Source organism: Paenibacillus sp. JT22N15 (genome assembly GCF_059383755.1).
The window spans coordinates 302,634-318,213 of the sequence record NZ_JBXENV010000002.1 but is presented as its reverse complement, the minus strand read 5'-3'; the positions used below and the strand labels follow the sequence as shown (position 1 = coordinate 318,213).

At 49.4% G+C, this 15,580-nt stretch carries 13 protein-coding genes; 9 read left to right on the top strand and 4 right to left on the bottom strand.

Annotated features, from left to right (window positions below; genetic code table 11):
- Nucleotides 1–3: 3 nt before the first annotated feature.
- From AC50X8_RS05000 to AC50X8_RS04975, 6 genes are all read left to right on the top strand, one after another.
- Nucleotides 4–975 (top strand): ABC transporter permease, encoded by a 972-nt coding sequence (locus AC50X8_RS05000; protein WP_442952505.1) that lies wholly within the window; start codon nt 4–6, stop codon nt 973–975.
- 80 nt (nt 976–1,055) lie between these two features.
- On the top strand, nt 1,056–1,880 hold the full coding sequence (locus tag AC50X8_RS04995; protein ID WP_494865438.1) for a carbohydrate ABC transporter permease: 825 nt from the start codon (nt 1,056–1,058) through the stop codon (nt 1,878–1,880).
- Between the two features lie 30 nt (nt 1,881–1,910).
- Nucleotides 1,911–3,584 (top strand): type 2 periplasmic-binding domain-containing protein, encoded by a 1,674-nt coding sequence (locus AC50X8_RS04990; protein ID WP_494878922.1) that lies wholly within the window; start codon nt 1,911–1,913, stop codon nt 3,582–3,584.
- Nucleotides 3,585–3,708: 124 nt separating this feature from the next.
- The gene (locus AC50X8_RS04985) at nt 3,709–5,607 is read left to right on the top strand and encodes a sensor histidine kinase (protein ID WP_056031402.1); all 1,899 of its coding nucleotides are present in this window, start codon (nt 3,709–3,711) and stop codon (nt 5,605–5,607) included.
- Nucleotides 5,597–7,189 (top strand): response regulator, encoded by a 1,593-nt coding sequence (locus tag AC50X8_RS04980; RefSeq protein WP_494878920.1) that lies wholly within the window; start codon nt 5,597–5,599, stop codon nt 7,187–7,189. Before AC50X8_RS04985 ends, AC50X8_RS04980 begins: the two co-directional genes overlap by 11 nt.
- Nucleotides 7,190–7,279: 90 nt before the next feature.
- Nucleotides 7,280–7,600, top strand: coding sequence for a HesB/YadR/YfhF family protein (locus AC50X8_RS04975; RefSeq protein ID WP_442952504.1), 321 nt, complete (start codon nt 7,280–7,282; stop codon nt 7,598–7,600).
- Nucleotides 7,601–7,624: 24 nt separating this feature from the next.
- Here AC50X8_RS04975 and AC50X8_RS04970 read toward each other — a convergent pair whose 3' ends face one another.
- Entirely contained in the window at nt 7,625–8,023 is a 399-nt protein-coding gene (locus AC50X8_RS04970) for a hypothetical protein (RefSeq protein WP_494878918.1), read from the bottom strand.
- Between the two features lie 309 nt (nt 8,024–8,332).
- Here AC50X8_RS04970 and AC50X8_RS04965 point away from each other — a divergent pair, with 309 nt between their 5' ends.
- Entirely contained in the window at nt 8,333–9,337 is a 1,005-nt protein-coding gene (locus AC50X8_RS04965) for an ABC transporter substrate-binding protein (protein ID WP_056031396.1), read from the top strand.
- A 56-nt stretch (nt 9,338–9,393) separates the two neighbouring features.
- Entirely contained in the window at nt 9,394–10,284 is an 891-nt protein-coding gene (locus tag AC50X8_RS04960; protein ID WP_056031393.1) for a YwqG family protein, read from the top strand.
- Nucleotides 10,285–10,382: 98 nt separating this feature from the next.
- On the opposite strand, the gene AC50X8_RS04955 is transcribed toward AC50X8_RS04960, so the two are convergent.
- Complete coding sequence (locus tag AC50X8_RS04955) at nt 10,383–12,365, bottom strand: AraC family transcriptional regulator (RefSeq protein ID WP_056031390.1); 1,983 nt, start codon at nt 12,363–12,365, stop codon at nt 10,383–10,385.
- A 171-nt stretch (nt 12,366–12,536) separates the two neighbouring features.
- Here AC50X8_RS04955 and AC50X8_RS04950 point away from each other — a divergent pair, with 171 nt between their 5' ends.
- Nucleotides 12,537–12,893: a nucleotide excision repair endonuclease gene (locus AC50X8_RS04950; protein WP_099517352.1), complete on the top strand. Its 357-nt coding sequence runs from the start codon at nt 12,537–12,539 to the stop codon at nt 12,891–12,893.
- Nucleotides 12,894–13,030: 137 nt separating this feature from the next.
- Here the strand turns inward: AC50X8_RS04950 and AC50X8_RS04945 are convergent, their stop codons facing one another.
- Both AC50X8_RS04945 and AC50X8_RS04940 read right to left on the bottom strand, forming a co-directional pair.
- Entirely contained in the window at nt 13,031–14,317 is a 1,287-nt protein-coding gene (locus AC50X8_RS04945) for an MFS transporter (RefSeq protein WP_494878915.1), read from the bottom strand.
- A 105-nt stretch (nt 14,318–14,422) separates the two neighbouring features.
- The gene (locus tag AC50X8_RS04940) at nt 14,423–14,878 is read right to left on the bottom strand and encodes a MarR family winged helix-turn-helix transcriptional regulator (protein ID WP_056031377.1); all 456 of its coding nucleotides are present in this window, start codon (nt 14,876–14,878) and stop codon (nt 14,423–14,425) included.
- Nucleotides 14,879–15,580 lie beyond the last annotated feature (702 nt).

Sequence of the window (15,580 nt, the reverse complement as noted above, 5' to 3'; positions counted from 1 at the left end):
AAGGTGAAAATACGGCACGAAGCACAATCGGCGGCAGCGCTTGCTGCAAGCACGAGAGCGGCCAAGCGCAGCAGATGGTTCAGGAAGCTGTACGGCCAGAGGCATGTGCAGGTGATGGCGCTGCTTGGCATTTTATGGATGATTATTTTTAATTATGTTCCGATGTACGGCATCATCATAGCGTTCAAAGAATTTAATATCGTCAAGCCGATCAGCGCGGCGCCTTGGGTAGGCTGGTCGCATTTTCAAGAATTTTTCCAAGATGAAAGCTTCGTCAATGTCATGCGCAATACGCTGGGCATTAGCTTGATCAAGCTGGCGATCGGCTTTCCACTGCCGATTATATTCGCCTTATTTTTAAACGAGGTGCGCTCGGTGCTGTTCAAAAGATCGGTACAGACGATATCCTATTTGCCGCATTTTCTATCGTGGGTTATTCTTGGCGGCATTCTGACGACTTGGCTGTCGGATGTCGGCATCGTCAATCATGTACTGATGGCGCTTAACGTCATTAAGGAACCGATCTCGTATCTTGCAGAGCCGGATTATTTCTGGGGCATTATTATTACCTCGGATATATGGAAGGAGCTTGGCTGGTCCGCCATTATTTATTTGGCCGCGATTTCGAGCGTATCGCCTGAAATGTACGAGGCGGCTACGATTGACGGTGCTGGCCGCTTTCAGAAAATGTGGTACGTCACGCTGCCAAGCATCAAAGCAACGATTTCGATTTTGTTCATTCTGGCGGTCAGCGGCGTGCTGAACTCCAACTTTGATCAGATTCTGGTGCTGAGAAACGCATTAAATGAAAGCGCAAGCAATGTGATTGATATGTTCGTCTATCAGACGGGCATGCAGCAGGGACGGTATTCCTATGCCACCGCAGTCGGCTTGTTCAAATCCGTTATCGCCCTTATCTTGCTGCTCATCGCCAATCGTGTAACGAAAAAAATCAATAACACATCGTTGTTTTAGGAAGGAGGCGACTGGCTTTGCTCAGCTTGAAACGAAAAACAAAGGGAGAAGCAGTATTCGACCTCTTCAACGGCTTCGGCATGCTGCTCGTGTGCTTTGCGACCTTGTATCCCATCTGGTACGTCCTCGTAAATGCATTCAATGAAGGGCAGGATGGCATGCGCGGCGGCATTTACTGGTGGCCGCGGGTGTTCAGCGCGGAAAGCTTCGAGGCGGTATTCCAGAGCGCGGGCATTATGACGGCAATGGGCATTACGGTAGCGAAAACGGTGCTTGGCGTGCTGCTGCATGTTTTTTTCACCGCGATGGTAGCCTATGCGTTTTCCCGCAGGGGACTTATTGGCGGCAAAATTTACATTTTAATTGGCACGGTTACCTTGTTTTTCGGCGGCGGCCTGATTCCTACCTATTTGCTAATTAGAGATTTGCATTTGCTGGACAATTTTCTCGTGTATATTATTCCAGCGATGTTCAGCTTCTTCGACCTCATTATATTCATGACCTTCTTCCGGGAAATTCCGGATGGGCTGGAGGAAGCGGCGAAAATCGACGGAGCGAATGACTGGGGCATTTTCCTCAAGGTGGTGCTGCCGGTATCGCTGCCGGTTATTGCGACGATTGCGCTGTTCCATGGGGTGTATCAGTGGAATGACTATTTTGCCGGCGTCATTTATATGAACAACATGGATTTGCAGCCGATCCAAACGTATTTGTACCGGGTAGTGGCACAGTCCAGCTCGAATCAAATGGTAGCCGCCATTCCGGGCGGCGTTGGCAAAACCGTTACCTCACAGTCGATCAAGCTGGCGACGATGGTCGTTACGACGCTGCCGATTGTGCTGGTTTATCCTTTCCTGCAAAAGTATTTTGTCAAAGGCATGATGATTGGCTCTATTAAGGGCTAGTCTACTCAAATAGAAAAGGGGAAAACAAACATGGTTAAACAACCTGCAATAAAACGTTTGCTGGTGCTGCCGCTTGCCGCTGCACTCGTATTTACGGCAGCCTGCTCATCAAACAGCAATACGAACGAGGGCACAACGAATGGAGGCACGTCTCCAACTGCTGCTGCTGAGGTGAAGCTGACGCAGGAGGATAAAGGCTGGGAAGTGGATAAAAGTCCGATTACGTTCGATTGGTATATTAATTTCGCGTGGTTTCCTAATAAGTGGGGCGTAGATGACACATCCAAGTATATTACGGAAAAAACAGGCGTAGATATTAACTTCATCGTCCCTGCCGGCAATGAGGCGGAAAAGATGAATACGATGATCGCCTCCGGCAGCCTGCCTGATTTCATTACGCTCGGCTGGTACGAGGATGCCGTCAAGAAAATGATAGAAGGCGAGATGGTGCTCCCGCTTAATGAGCTGGCTGACCAATATGACCCTTACTTCTACAAGGTGACCGATCCGGCGAAGCTCGCCTGGTACAAGCAAGAGGATGGCCATATCTATGGGTATCCGAACGCCTCCTCCTCGCCGAAGGATTACGAGAAGTTTGGCGACAGCATCACCTCTACGCAGACGTTCCTCGTGCGCAAGGACATGTATGAGGCTATCGGCAGCCCGGATATGCGGACAACAGAAGGTTTCCTTCAAGCCTTGGCTGATGCAAAAGCGAAATTTCCCGACATTAACGGCCAGCCGTTAATTCCGCTGGGGATGTATGATTTTAATGAAAAGGGCAACAGCTCGCTGCAAGCTTATATCCAAAATTTCTTGGCTATTCCTTATGAAAAGGATGGACAGCTGTATGATCGCGACACGGACCCTGAATATGTAAAATGGCTCAAGACGATGCGTCAAGCGAATGAAAACGGCCTGCTCTCGAAAGACGTGTTCATCGACAAGCGTCCGCAAATGGAGGAGAAAATTGCCCAAGGCCGATACTTTGCGATGCTGTATGCGAGGTCTGATCTGGCTAACCAGCAAAATGCGCTATTTGCAAACGATCCTAACTCCATTTATATTGCGGTGGATGGGCCAGCTAATGCTGCGCAGGATCAAGCAACGCTTGCAGGGCCATCCATTTCCGGCTGGACCGTTACCCTCATCTCCAAAAATGTGAAGGATAAAGCACGAGCGATCCGCTTCCTAGATTACCTGATTTCGGAAGAGGGCCAGCGGGATATGTTTTTCGGCAAGCAGGGCGTAACCTGGGATAAAATAGACGGGAAAGACCAGTTTTTACCTGAGGTATTGGAGCTGCTTAATTCCGACCGTGGTGCCTTCGATAAAAAATATGGCGCCTCCCATACGTTCTGGATGCTGATGGATACGAATTTGACGCCGGAATGGTCGCCGCCAGCTGTTGAGCCATTCAAGCAGATGGAAGACTGGACGCGCGGCAAAGCGCTCAGCCTGTCGCAATTTGACCAGCTTGACCCGACGGGGGCATCCGAGGAAGGCATTATGAAGACGAAGCTGGATCATGAATTTGGCAAGGCGCTTCCGAGGCTGCTGCTTGCGAAGTCAGATGCCGAATTCGACAGCTTGTGGCAGGAGTATTTGAGCAAGCGCGATGCTCTTGGCTTTGGCACCGTTCAGGCCTATAAGCAGAAAAAATATGAAGAGAACGTAGCGAAGCTGGCAGAATTCATTAACTAATACAGGTCAGGCCCGGGCATACATCCCGGCATTAGGTGCGCCAAATCCATCATGGACTGGCGCGCTTTTTGCCGCCTGCAAGCAAGTCAGGGGGCTGGGCCGCGAAGATGGAAGTGAGCCTAACGTGGGAAGGCAAATTCGGAACTATTTTCAATCGACGGCTTATTGGCTGGGCAGAAGATCGATGCAAAGTCGACTCGTCGCCGCGTATGTTTTTATATTGCTGTTTCCAAGCATTGTGGTGTCCAATTATTTGTTTGGGGAAATTAGAGACAGCCATATTAATGAGACGCTTCGGCAGGGGCAGTATTTAGTGGAGCTGGAGAAGGTAAATATTTTGAATCAAATTGAAGCGATGGAGCTGGCAGCCCAGCTTACGATATTAAGCGCGGATATTACCGAGTATATATCTACACACAAGGAATTTACGACGGAGGAGCTGCTTGATTTATATTGGGGGCCGCTGACCGATGTTATCCATATTCAAACGAACAATCCGAACATCGCCCATTTGCGCCTGTTTGCAGACAATGACTATATATCGGAAATGTGGCCGATTGTGTTTCATGAGCGGCGTATTCAGACGGAGCCTTGGTATTCAGAGCTTGCAGAGCTGGATGGCAAGGAGCTGTGGGTGTTTAAGGAGGAGGACGCCGATATTTTGCACCGGAATGTGACGGATGTGCATAATCAGATGCCCAAGGTTTCTCTTATGCGGGTCGTCCGGGCAGGGAGTGAACGGATTGGCGTCATTCAGGTGGAAATGCTGCTGAAGCATTTTGCGCCTAAAGCCTTTGCAAGCTTGCAGGATGAGGGCTCGCAGATGATGCTGGCCGACAGCAAGGGAAGCATCGTGCTCGATGAGCTCCAAGCCTTCGCGGGCAAGGGCAGCAATCCGAAGCTGCGCACAGCCATTAAGGAGCAGTTCGCCGCAATGAAGGAGCTTGGGCAGCAGGAAATACGTTTTACCGTTGATGATCATCCTTATTTGCTCATTCGTACGCCCGTAGAGCAAGCGGAAGCAGAGCTGCTTCATGTCATTTCCTTGGAGTCGGTGTATGAACGCGTATCGAAGGGGCAATTTCGAATTATGGCGGTTAATGTGGGGCTCATTGGCTTGCTGTCCATTATTACGTATATGATGAATGCTATTATTCTTAAAAATTTGCGGCGTTTAACCGACGCGATGAAGAAGGTCAGGCGAGGCGAGACGCCTGCGGGACTTCCTCTCAGCGGAGGCGGGGAAATTGGCGAGCTGGCATTCCATTTTAACAAAATGATGCAAACGATTAATGAACTGATTGCCCAAGGCGTAAGGAAGAAGGCGCTGACGAAGGAAGCCGAGCTGCGGACGCTGCACAGCCAGATTGATTCCCACTTCTTGTACAATACGCTGGAAAATATAAAAATGCTGGCCGAAATTGAAAACCAGCGCCTCATCTCTGACTCGCTTACGTCGCTGGGCGGCATGATGCGCTACAACTTTAAGTGGTCTGGCGAATATGTGCGCTTGCAGGATGAAATTCGCCATATTCAAAACTATATCGACGTCATGAATATTCGCTTCGACGAGCCCATCGTCCTTGAACGGAGCATGGAGCCGGGCTTGCTGGAAGTAGAGATGCTGAAAATGTCCTTGCAGCCGATTGTTGAAAATGCGCTTAAGCATGCCTGGCCAGAGCTGGGAGAGGAGCAGCGCCTCATCCAGATTGCCGCATTCGAGCAGGCGGAGGGCGGAATCGTCATTACGCTGCGCGATAATGGCGAAGGAATCGCTCCGGAGCCGCTTGCGCTGCTGAATGAACGCATCCAGCTGGAGCGGGCGGGGGAGCGCCTGATGGATGAATATGAACGAAGCGCAAAACCATTGTACGGCATAGGGCTGCGTAATGTGCATCAACGCATCCGCATTTATTACGGCAAGCCCTACGGGCTGCAGGTGCGCAGCGAGGAAGGCCAGTTCACTGAAGTTATGTTGACGCTGCCCAAGGTGCTGATTGCAGGAGGAGGGGATGACGATTAAGAAGCTGCTGATCGTGGATGACGAGAAAAATATAAGAATCGGCCTGAAAACGATGATTGAGCGTGAGTTTCCAGATTACTACCATATTCGGCTAGCCATTCATGGGGAGGATGCATTGGCGCAATATGAGAGCGAGCAGGCGGATATCGTCATTACGGACATTCGTATGCCGGTGATGGATGGCATTGAGCTGATCAAGCAAGTGATGCAGCAGCCGGAGGAGGAGCGCAAGCCTGTTTTTATTATTTTGAGCGGCTATGATGAGTTTACGTATGCGAAGGCGGCGATTGAGTACCAGGTCAGAGATTATATTTTGAAGCCGATTCGCCGGGATGAGCTGTTCGAGGCGCTGCGCAAGAGCGAAAGTATTTTGCAGGCACAGGCAGAGCTTGCGCGCAAAACAGCTGAGGGAGACAAATACCGCGAGCAGGTTCGAATGAGCCGCCTGAAAGAGTGGCTCATTCAAGGAGAGCTGCTGCATGGGCAGGAGGAGGAGCTGCGTCCTGATAATGATATGCCCTTCGAATCAATCACCTTGCCATGCCATGTTGCTGTTCTAAGCTATAAATCCGAGAATGGGGAAGCGGTGAACCGCAATGAGCGGGGGCAGCTCATCGAGAGTATGCTGGAGCAGCTTGGAGGGACGGTCGATGCTTCTTTTGTGGATGGCGGGGGAAGGCTTGTCCTAATTGGAGGGCAGGCCGCGCAGTTCCACGAGCTGCTGAGGCTAACTGGCGGCAAGGAGCTGGAAGGGCTGCGTTTGGGACTAAGCTCAGAGGCGGCTAGGCTTGAGGATTTGCGCAGCTGCTATAAGCAGGCAGAGGAAGCGCTGCACTATTCCTTTCTTTATCCCAGCAGCCGCCTGCTCCAGCATCAGGATATTTGCGCGTCGCAGCGCCGCATGCATCCGCTGCCGGATGAAGACATTCGCAAGCTTGGCAATATGCTGGGCACCGAGCGGGAGAAGGAGCTGCAAGCGCTGCTTAAAGCTATTTTTCGTATCGAGGAATTGGCTGATATAGATATCGGTTATTTGCGCCAGGTGGGCAAGCGAATGAATGAGCAGGTGCTCGATGAAGTGTTCCGCCTATACGGAGAAGCGTCTATTGACGTGCTGAAGCTGTATCGCAGAGTCGGCAGCATGGACAATTTTCGCAGCTTTCACGACTATTACCGCAGTCTGGAGCATCTGCTGTACAGCGTAAATGAATATGTGAAAGGCATCCGCTCTGCCTATAACGAGCATGCGGAAATTAACGCGGCTATCGCTTATATGGAGATGAACTACGCCCGGCCGCTCAATATGGCGGTTGTCAGCAATTATGTCGGCCTCAATTATTCTTATTTCAGCGAGGCGTTTAAGGCACATACAGGAGAAAGCTTCGTCTTGTTTTTGAAAAAGCTGCGTATCCGCAAAGGTAAGGAGCTGCTGGAGAGCACAAGCGATAAAATGCAGGACATCGGTAGCGCTTCAGGCTTCGAGAGCAGCAAGCAATTTACCCGCGTGTTCAAGGAGCTGGAGGGGATTTCTCCGCAGGAATATCGGCTTAAGGTTAAAGCTGCTGCCAGCTTGAGCGAATAAACGATAAAAGCAAATATTTGCAGCTGCATTGACACCAGCCCGCCAATTGGCGATGATGAAGGTATTCGTACATGAAGGAGCATCATTTAAGTGGCGAATATCGAATGGAAGGGGCTGACACATATGCAATTAATCGTTGAGCAGCCAGCGGCGAGCTGGTATAAGCAGCAGTTGGAACTGAAAAATGGAGAGTCGGTCAGAATATTTATAAAGCTTGGCGGCTGCAGCACTGTAGTGCCGGGCTTGTCTCTAGGCGTTAATAAGGAACTGCCAATAAATCCGGGGCTCAGTGCTACCGTTGAAGGAATTACCTTCTTCATGGAGGAAGCCAATTTGTGGTATCTCGACAATAAGGGGCTGCGCATTACGTTCGACGAGCAGCATGAGGAAATTGACATGATCGTGGAATGAAAAAAAAAGAGAGGCAGGGGCCCGTCAAGGCTCCTGTCTCTCTCGTTTCTCGGACTCTTCTCCATTGCCGCCAGCAAACAGCGAGGTCATAAACTTCACCTCTGGATAGGCTTCGCTTGGTCCCTCCAGCAGGCTGTCGCCTTTATTTTTCAAATAATGGTCGAAGAAGCTAAGGGTATAGGCGTTAATAATTGAAGCAACCCGGTCCGTACTCCGCTTCCCGGTCATGCCAATTTGCCGGAGTATGGAGGTAAGAAACTGCACATCGGCAAAATTATAATGCTCTGCGCCTGCTACATACACAACCTGTCCTCCGTGATCAGCGACGCTGCCCATATGCTTAAGCTGTGCCCCGACATCGCGATAAGCCCCGCTGTGAGTGCCAGCATAGCGACGATTCCAGCATAAACGGTGCCCCTCCAAAACCTCGTTAAATGAGGAAGAGCGGTCTGTTTGAATGAGGCATAATCAAACCGTCCCTTTTGTGAAATTTCCTCAAGTACTGACGAACAAATCACAGGTGAGGTTAATCCTATTTTATCCTGCCAAAAACGCCTGAACTATAGTTGTTCCCTTACAAAACGGGACATCCAAGCTTACAGTGTTGTCATGTAGTCTCGTCGTTGTTTCCTGTCATGTGAAATAGCAGAAGCCTGTTTTGTCCATTGTGCTGGATGGCAGCATCCAGTATATTGATAATGATTATCATCAAACAAAAAGAGGGGTTTTCACATGTCTGCGAAACAAGTCAGAATGTTCATTGCCGCTATACTGCTATTAACCTTCGGTTTATTAACAGCTTGCGGCTCTACGGGTGGTGTAGAAGCGACGGAGTCGGTACCAGCTTCAACCGAGTCAACCGAGTCTGAGACGGCTGAACAAGCTGCAACAGCTGCGACAGAGGCAGCAACACGCATCTACAAGGATTTTAGCGGGCATGAAGTTGCGATTCCAACACATCCGCAGAAAATCGTCATGCTCGGCGACATTCCAGGGGATTTGCTGGCACTGGGCATTACACCTGCCGGGAACGATTGGGTGAACGAGCCCTACATTTATAAAGATGATTTGGCGGGGGTTGTCGATATTGGCTACCCGCATAATATGGAGAAGGTGCTGGAGCTTGCTCCAGACCTGATTTTGCAGGCTGGATATGGCGGGCCGGATGACACCGAAATTTTTGAGAAAATGTCCAAAATCGCGCCCACGGTCATCTTCAATAGAGATGCGGCAACGTTTGATCGCTTGCGAGAGGTTGCTGACATCGTCAATAAGAAACAGGAGGCGGAGGCTTGGATTGCCAGCTATGAGATTAAGGCGAAGGCGATGTGGGATAAAATCGGCTTGAAGCCGGGAGAGTCGGCAACGGTCTACCTAAGCCTGGCTGGTGACTTCTATGTCATGGGCCATTTCAGCTTAACAATGTCGCTGTACCAGTCAGGCGGCTTTAGCCCAAGCACGAAGGTACAGGAGCTCATTGATAAGAAGGAAGTATTCTCTCTTATTTCAATGGAGGTGCTGCCTGATTATGCGGGGGACCATGTGTTTTTACTCAGTTCACCCGGTACAGATGATGAAGTGGAAGCGAAAAAGCTGATGGAAGGCCCGCTTTGGAAGTCGATCCCCGCTGTTAAAAATAATCAGGCTTATACGGCTGATATTAGCTGGAATGCGAGTGATCCCATTACAATGGAACGTTTTCTGGAAGAACTACCGAAAATTATGGGCATGAAGTAGGCAATCGTTTACAATAGACGAAGGGTCTACATATTTTCCATGAGGAGCTTGATTTTATGCCATTAACAAAACCAAATCAGGAAAAATTGGAACACTTGCTGCAAGAACAGGAGTATACCCATGCCTTGGACTACTTAATGAAGCATGCCCGTGAAGGCGTGCGTTTGGCGAAGCGAAATTTAGCGGATTATTCTAAAACCTGCGTATCGCGAATTGGCGGAGATCCCGATCTTCCTGATGAAATAGAATGGCCGCTTGATCAAGAGGGCACACCGATGACTTTTTTGGCGCAGCTGCGTCTGGAGGAATTGGCACCGCATGATGCGGCTTCGCGGTTATCGCATGGCGGCATGCTTTATTTTTTCTTAGGAGTGGATGAGCCCGCTTATCATATTGACCATTTCGTCCTGCATTTGAAAGACGAACAGCTTGCAGGTGCCAAGCGCCGCCTTGCTCCTGAGGAAACGTCACTGGAGGATGCGGACTATACAGGCTATGAGGTGGTGGGCCGAGCTTCTATTGAGCTTCCAGGCTATGGCTATGTTGATGAAGAGCAAGTAGAAGATGATGAGCATGATTATGAGGAATACGAGGATTTAACCGATGAATTGAGCGGCAGCGAAGATGGCGATCTTGCCGTCATGTTTGGCTATCCGGCAACGCAGCATGGCGACTGCGAGATTGAGGCGGCGCTGATGCTGATGACGGGCAAGCATTATGAATACAGCCCGGATAAGGCGATGAAGCAGCTCGCGGACCACTTCGGAGGCGATGAAGGACAGGCTGAGCAGGAGGTTGCGGATACGCTTGTGCTGCTAGCTCTTGATTCGGATAATGACGTAGGCTTCTGCTGGTGGGATGCCGGGGAACTGCAATTTTATATACGCAAAGAAGATTTGCTTGCAGGGAATTTCACGCGTACGTATTGTTCGCTGTATTCCAGCTAAGGGAAGCTAACGGCGTATAATTGTGAAGCGAAATGAGAAAAAGCATGTTCACCGGCATCAAGCTGCTGGCGAACATGCTTATTTAAGTTGGGCAGGCGTTAAGCCTTGTCACCTATAAAGCTCTCAATAATAAATTGCAATTGAGCTTCCAAGGAGATGGGATCATTGAAATAAGAGCCTTCAGCGTTAATGAAAAAAACTTGATTTTGCTTCACAGCAGGAAGCCCTTTCCATAGGCTGCTCCCGTAAACGACGTCCGGGTCCCCATCGTCCCAGCCCCAATTGCTGGTGAAAATATAGTCCCCGGCATACTCCGGCAATTGTTCAAGGGATAAGCTTGAGCCAAACTCGGCGCCATCAATAAGAGCTTTTTGAATAATAGCAGGAGCCTTCAGGCCAAGATCGCCATACAGGATTTCTCCGCCCCTGCCGCCCTTATTGCCCCAAGCATAAATGCCTTTCGCATAAGGCTGCAAAATCGAGACGGTTTTGTCTCCGACAACCTCCGTAATTTTAGGCTTAACCTCGGCGATTTTTGCATTCCATTCTTCAATCCATGCTTGTGCGACCTGTTCACGGCCGGTTATTTTTCCGAACTCGGTTAACAGCTCCGCAGGGGTGCCTGCTCCATATTTAAGCCGTACAACCGGAGCAATTTGCTCCAGCTTCTCATATTCGCTTTCCTCCAGAAAATCAAAGACGATAATTAAATCCGGATCGAGATGCAGGATAGCCTCCAAGTTAGTGCCATCCCCGAGATCCACAATTCCATCCAATTTGCCTTCATGATAAGGGTTAACGAGTGCTTCTCCCAAAGCAGCGACTGGCTTCAAATCCAGCTTAAGCAAGTTTCCGATGGCGCTGCCTGTCAAATCAACGATCCGTTCCGGGTTGGCAGGTATGGTTACCGTTCCTTTGCTATCTGTATAGGTTTTAGTTGCAGCAGAGCTGCTGGCTGGAGAGGCTTCCGCCGACGGCTGGCTTGAGCTTTGTGCTGCAGGACTGCTGCTTGTCCCAGGCTGATTAGCGCCTGCGTTTGTTGCGCCAGAGCAGGCGCTTAACAGTAAGGTCATACATAGCAGCAGAGCTGCCGCCATGGAATAGGGCTTGTTTATTTTTGACACAGAAAATCCTCCACTTCGCGTTGAATGATAATGATACTCGTAATCATTCACACTATAGCACTGTGTATAAGGAGGGACAATGGCAAATTTAGTACGAAATGCAGGCGATTTTGGTATAGGGCCGTTTTGCTGGTATTTGGCTCTAAACTCGGATAGCGGCAGCCCATAATATTTTTTGAAGCTGCGGCCCAGCGTATGGGCGTCGGGATAACCGACAAGCTCCGCCGTTTCTTGAAGGGAGGTCTCGGTTTGCGCCAGCAAGTCGGCAGCCTTCCTTACGCGGATTTGAGTCAGCAGGCGGATGGGGCTCTCATTCATTTGTTTTTTGAACAGCTTGGTTAAATAGCTTACACTGCAATCGAACAGCGCCGACATCGTTTCCAGCGTAATAGGGTCCCTGTAGCTTTCCTGCATATAACGCAGCATCTGAGCCAATAAATCCGGGCGAGCCGGTTCAATTCCTTGACGCTGCATTTGCCAAAGCAGCTCATGTACAAATTGATAAAATAAAGTCCGCGCGTGGAACAGATGAAGGGGATCAGGCGTCATCCACGCTGAATGCATCTTACCAAGCGTCTCTAACAAAGGTAAAGGATATAACGGCACAAAGCCGTAAACATATTGGAAAGGGCGGTTCAAATCATGGTGCTGCATCAGCTTATGTGAAGGGGCCAGCATCAGAACGGGCTTGTACAGAACAAGGTAATACGTGAAGGGCTCTTCTGCTTCGATGGTGAGATACGCACTGCGTCCGCCGTGCAGGACATGAAATCGTTTCATGTGATGCTGGGATTGATCCAGCTGTACATGTGCACTGCCGTCAAGGACATAGAGAAAGGCGTTGGACGGCAATCGGTAGGGGGACAGCCGTTCTCCAGCTTCCAGCTGGGCATGGCGAAAATCCATTACTTTCACAGAAGCATGATTCCAGAGCATTATATGGTCATCTAGTTTCATTGCAGTGTTTTATCCTCCTAAATAGGGCCTTATTCTTCTTTCTTCATTATATGGATACTTATTTTCAACGTAAATAAGCAGGGGCAGAAAGAAGGGGGAAATTTGAAATGGTGTTGCGGCGGGTTTTGTGGTAGTATTTACTCTTATATTGAATGAGGACGTGAGCAGCGCGTGATTAATATTACGATACCAACACCGGATGTAACGATTGAGAAGCAAATTTCTCCTGAGCTGAGCAATATTTATGGCTTTACTGATTTTCACCTGATTCCCCGCGACAAGGGCGGCATCTTCATGTTCTACAACAAGAGCAAGGAGCTGCTTTTTGTCGGCAAGGCAAGAAAGCTGAGACCAAGAATCAAGAAGCATTTTGAAGATTCGGTATCCCCAATGAAACCGCACCGCGACGAAGTGACGACGATTGAGGTTTGCATCATTGAAGAGCCAGTGGATAGAGAAATTTACGAGACGTATATCGTGAATAAGCTAAGAGCGAAATACAATGTGGACAAGGTGTTTTTCAAGTAAGCGTCAAGGAAAACGTTTAAGATTGAAAATAAGCCATGAGCATCGTCTGTCGAGACGTTGTTCATGGCTTATTTTTTCGTGTCTATTATGCCGTATGCTTGCGGAGCAGATGAAGATGAAGATGAAGATGGCCTGCTTTATGCCGCTTGAACGCCAGCAGCCGGGTTTCTTCTAATGCGCAGCGCCATTAATGCCGCGAAGAAGCAGACAAATCCGGCGATGACGAACGCTTGCGAATAGGTGCCGAACCAATCGCGCATAACCCCTGCACCATAGGCCGCGGTAGAAGCGCCGAGCTGGTGGGCAACGACGATCCAGCCGAAAATCATGCCGGATTTCTCCTTGCCGAACGTTTCGCCAGCCAGCTTGGCGGTCGGGGGAACCGTTGCGATCCAGTCGAGACCATAGAAAACGGAGAACACGACAAGCATGGCTGGCGTCGCGGTAAGCGCATAGGGCAGAAACAGCAGCGACAGGCCGCGCAGCCCATAATACCAGAACAGCAGCTTGCGGCTGTCAAAATGGTCGGATAGCCAGCCAGAGATCGTCGTTCCGAACAAATCGAACAGACCCATCATGGCGAGCAGGCCGGCAGCAGCAACCTCCAGCATGCCATAGTCGCCGCAAGCGGCAATCAGATGGGTGCCGATCAAGCCATTGGTGGAGAAGCCGCAAAAAAAGAAGGTGCCGGCGAGCAGCCAGAACGTCGAATTTTTCATAGCCAGCCTGAGATTACGCAGCGGAGTCAGAAGCAGGTTCCCCGTGAATTCGGCTGGTTTTACGATTTCGCTGGAGCCGTAGGGAGCGGCACCAACATCATAAGGGTGGTTGCGCATCCAGATGGCTACAGCAGCGAGAACGAGTAAAACGCCCGCTATAGCTGCAAAAATAGCATAGCGCCAGCCGAAATCCGCCGTCATTTTTGCAAAAAGGGGCAGAAACAGCAGTTGGCCGGTAGCGGCGCTTGCTGTCAGCAAACCAATGACTAGGCCTTTGCGCTTAACAAACCACATATTGCTGACCGTTACGCCAAGCACATTCGCCATCATGCCCGTAGCAAGGCCGGAGACCAGCCCCCACAGCAGGTTGAACTGCCATAAGGCGTGGATGAACGGCGTGGCCGCCAGGCTAATGGCAAGCAGCGCGAGCGAGCTTATGACGACTTTGCGCACACCGAAGCGCAGCAGCATGGAGGCGGAAAATGGCCCCACTAAGCCGTATAGCAATATGCCCATGGAGATGACGCTGGAGATGCTGCCGCGGCTCCAATGGAACTCATTTTGAAACGGGACAAGCAAGATGCTCGGCAGCGAGCGGATACCCGCCGACACGAGCAGTGTGGCGAAGGTCAGCAGTACAATGATCCAGCCATAATAAAACCGGGATTTCGGCTGCAGCTCAGCTTGCGAATGAAGAAGGCTCATATAAATCGATCTCCCTTTATATTTTTGTTGTACATACAAAATTAAAAACCATGCAAAATAGCCGGTGCCACGTTTGAAGTGGCTTATACAACCGGCATGCACATTCTAGCGCTCTAGCTGCTCGCTCGCTAATTCATGAGCATGGGTTAGCTGGTCAGCTAGCTCTTTGCCGAGAATCGCTTGATATTTTTCCTTCAGTGTGTGTGAAGCTTGGCGTAGTGACGGTACCAGCTCCTTGCCCTTGTCGGTTGGATAGACGAGCACGGTTTTGCCCTGCACTTGGCGCTCCACCAGCTGCTTTCCCTCAAGCTTATCTATAAAACGCGTCAGAGTGGAAGGGGTAATATACAGCTTCTCCGAGAGCTCCTTCTGCGTAATGCCTGGCTTACCGACGACGAGGCGAATCAAATAGCCATAGGCTGGCGCAAGTCCCGTCGTCGCAAAGGCTTCATCCGCCATTCGCGTTATTGCCCGGCTCAGGCGGTTCGTTGTGAAATACATGCAGCTATGCAAAAAAGCATCATCCTGCTGCACGGCATCGGTTTGAGGCTGCTCTGTCATAAATATTCCTCCTTCTTTTATTTTGTATGTACAACGAAAATAAATGATTTGGCTGCGTTTGTCAATCCACAAGCTGGTTGACCTACTGAATGTTTTTTTGAGGCACTAAGTTGAAAAATGGGATTAATTCCTTTTATTTTTGATGAGGTGATGTATAATTAATTGAAAATAGGCATGATTTATTATGCATTTATTTAGGAGGTTGTATGGGAACTGCAATTCTTGTTATAGCTTTTGGTTGGATGGTGCTTATAATTATACTATTGCTTAACAGACTAATGAAGAATGAGCTTTTTGCTCGAAGAAGAGAGAATATAGGCATGTGCATAAATGGCATTCTGCTAGCCGTATTGTTCACCTTTACAAGAGATGCTGCTTATGTTCCATTTATCACGATCCCATTTATGATTGTATTTATAGTCCTGCTCTGCATTGTTGTGTCTAGGACACGGAATAATAGCAATACATAGCAATAATACACTGGAGCTATACGCAAAAATAAAAGGTTGCCCTGCTTACGCCTATTATCAGGCATGAGCAGGGCAACCTTTTTAACTTGCTCTTAAATGAAATGGGACGCTTTCAGCAGACGCTGCCGTTACTTAATATATTTTTTAACTATCGGTAGTTAAATTATTGACAGACTGTTTTCCTGTCGCTTATAATCATTTCCAGCAGGATGGATGAAGAAAGGTGCGGAAT

Coding starts and splice junctions, on each gene's coding strand:
- AC50X8_RS04995 (WP_494865438.1), top strand. CDS start 1,056: ATGCTGCTCGTGTGCTTTGCGACCTTGTATCCCATCTGGTACGTCCTC.
- AC50X8_RS04990 (WP_494878922.1), top strand. CDS start 1,911: ATGGTTAAACAACCTGCAATAAAACGTTTGCTGGTGCTGCCGCTTGCC.
- AC50X8_RS04980 (WP_494878920.1), top strand. CDS start 5,597: ATGACGATTAAGAAGCTGCTGATCGTGGATGACGAGAAAAATATAAGA.
- AC50X8_RS04965 (WP_056031396.1), top strand. CDS start 8,333: ATGTCTGCGAAACAAGTCAGAATGTTCATTGCCGCTATACTGCTATTA.
- AC50X8_RS04960 (WP_056031393.1), top strand. CDS start 9,394: ATGCCATTAACAAAACCAAATCAGGAAAAATTGGAACACTTGCTGCAA.
- AC50X8_RS04955 (WP_056031390.1), bottom strand. CDS start 12,365: ATGAAACTAGATGACCATATAATGCTCTGGAATCATGCTTCTGTGAAA.
- AC50X8_RS04945 (WP_494878915.1), bottom strand. CDS start 14,317: ATGAGCCTTCTTCATTCGCAAGCTGAGCTGCAGCCGAAATCCCGGTTT.
- AC50X8_RS04940 (WP_056031377.1), bottom strand. CDS start 14,878: ATGACAGAGCAGCCTCAAACCGATGCCGTGCAGCAGGATGATGCTTTT.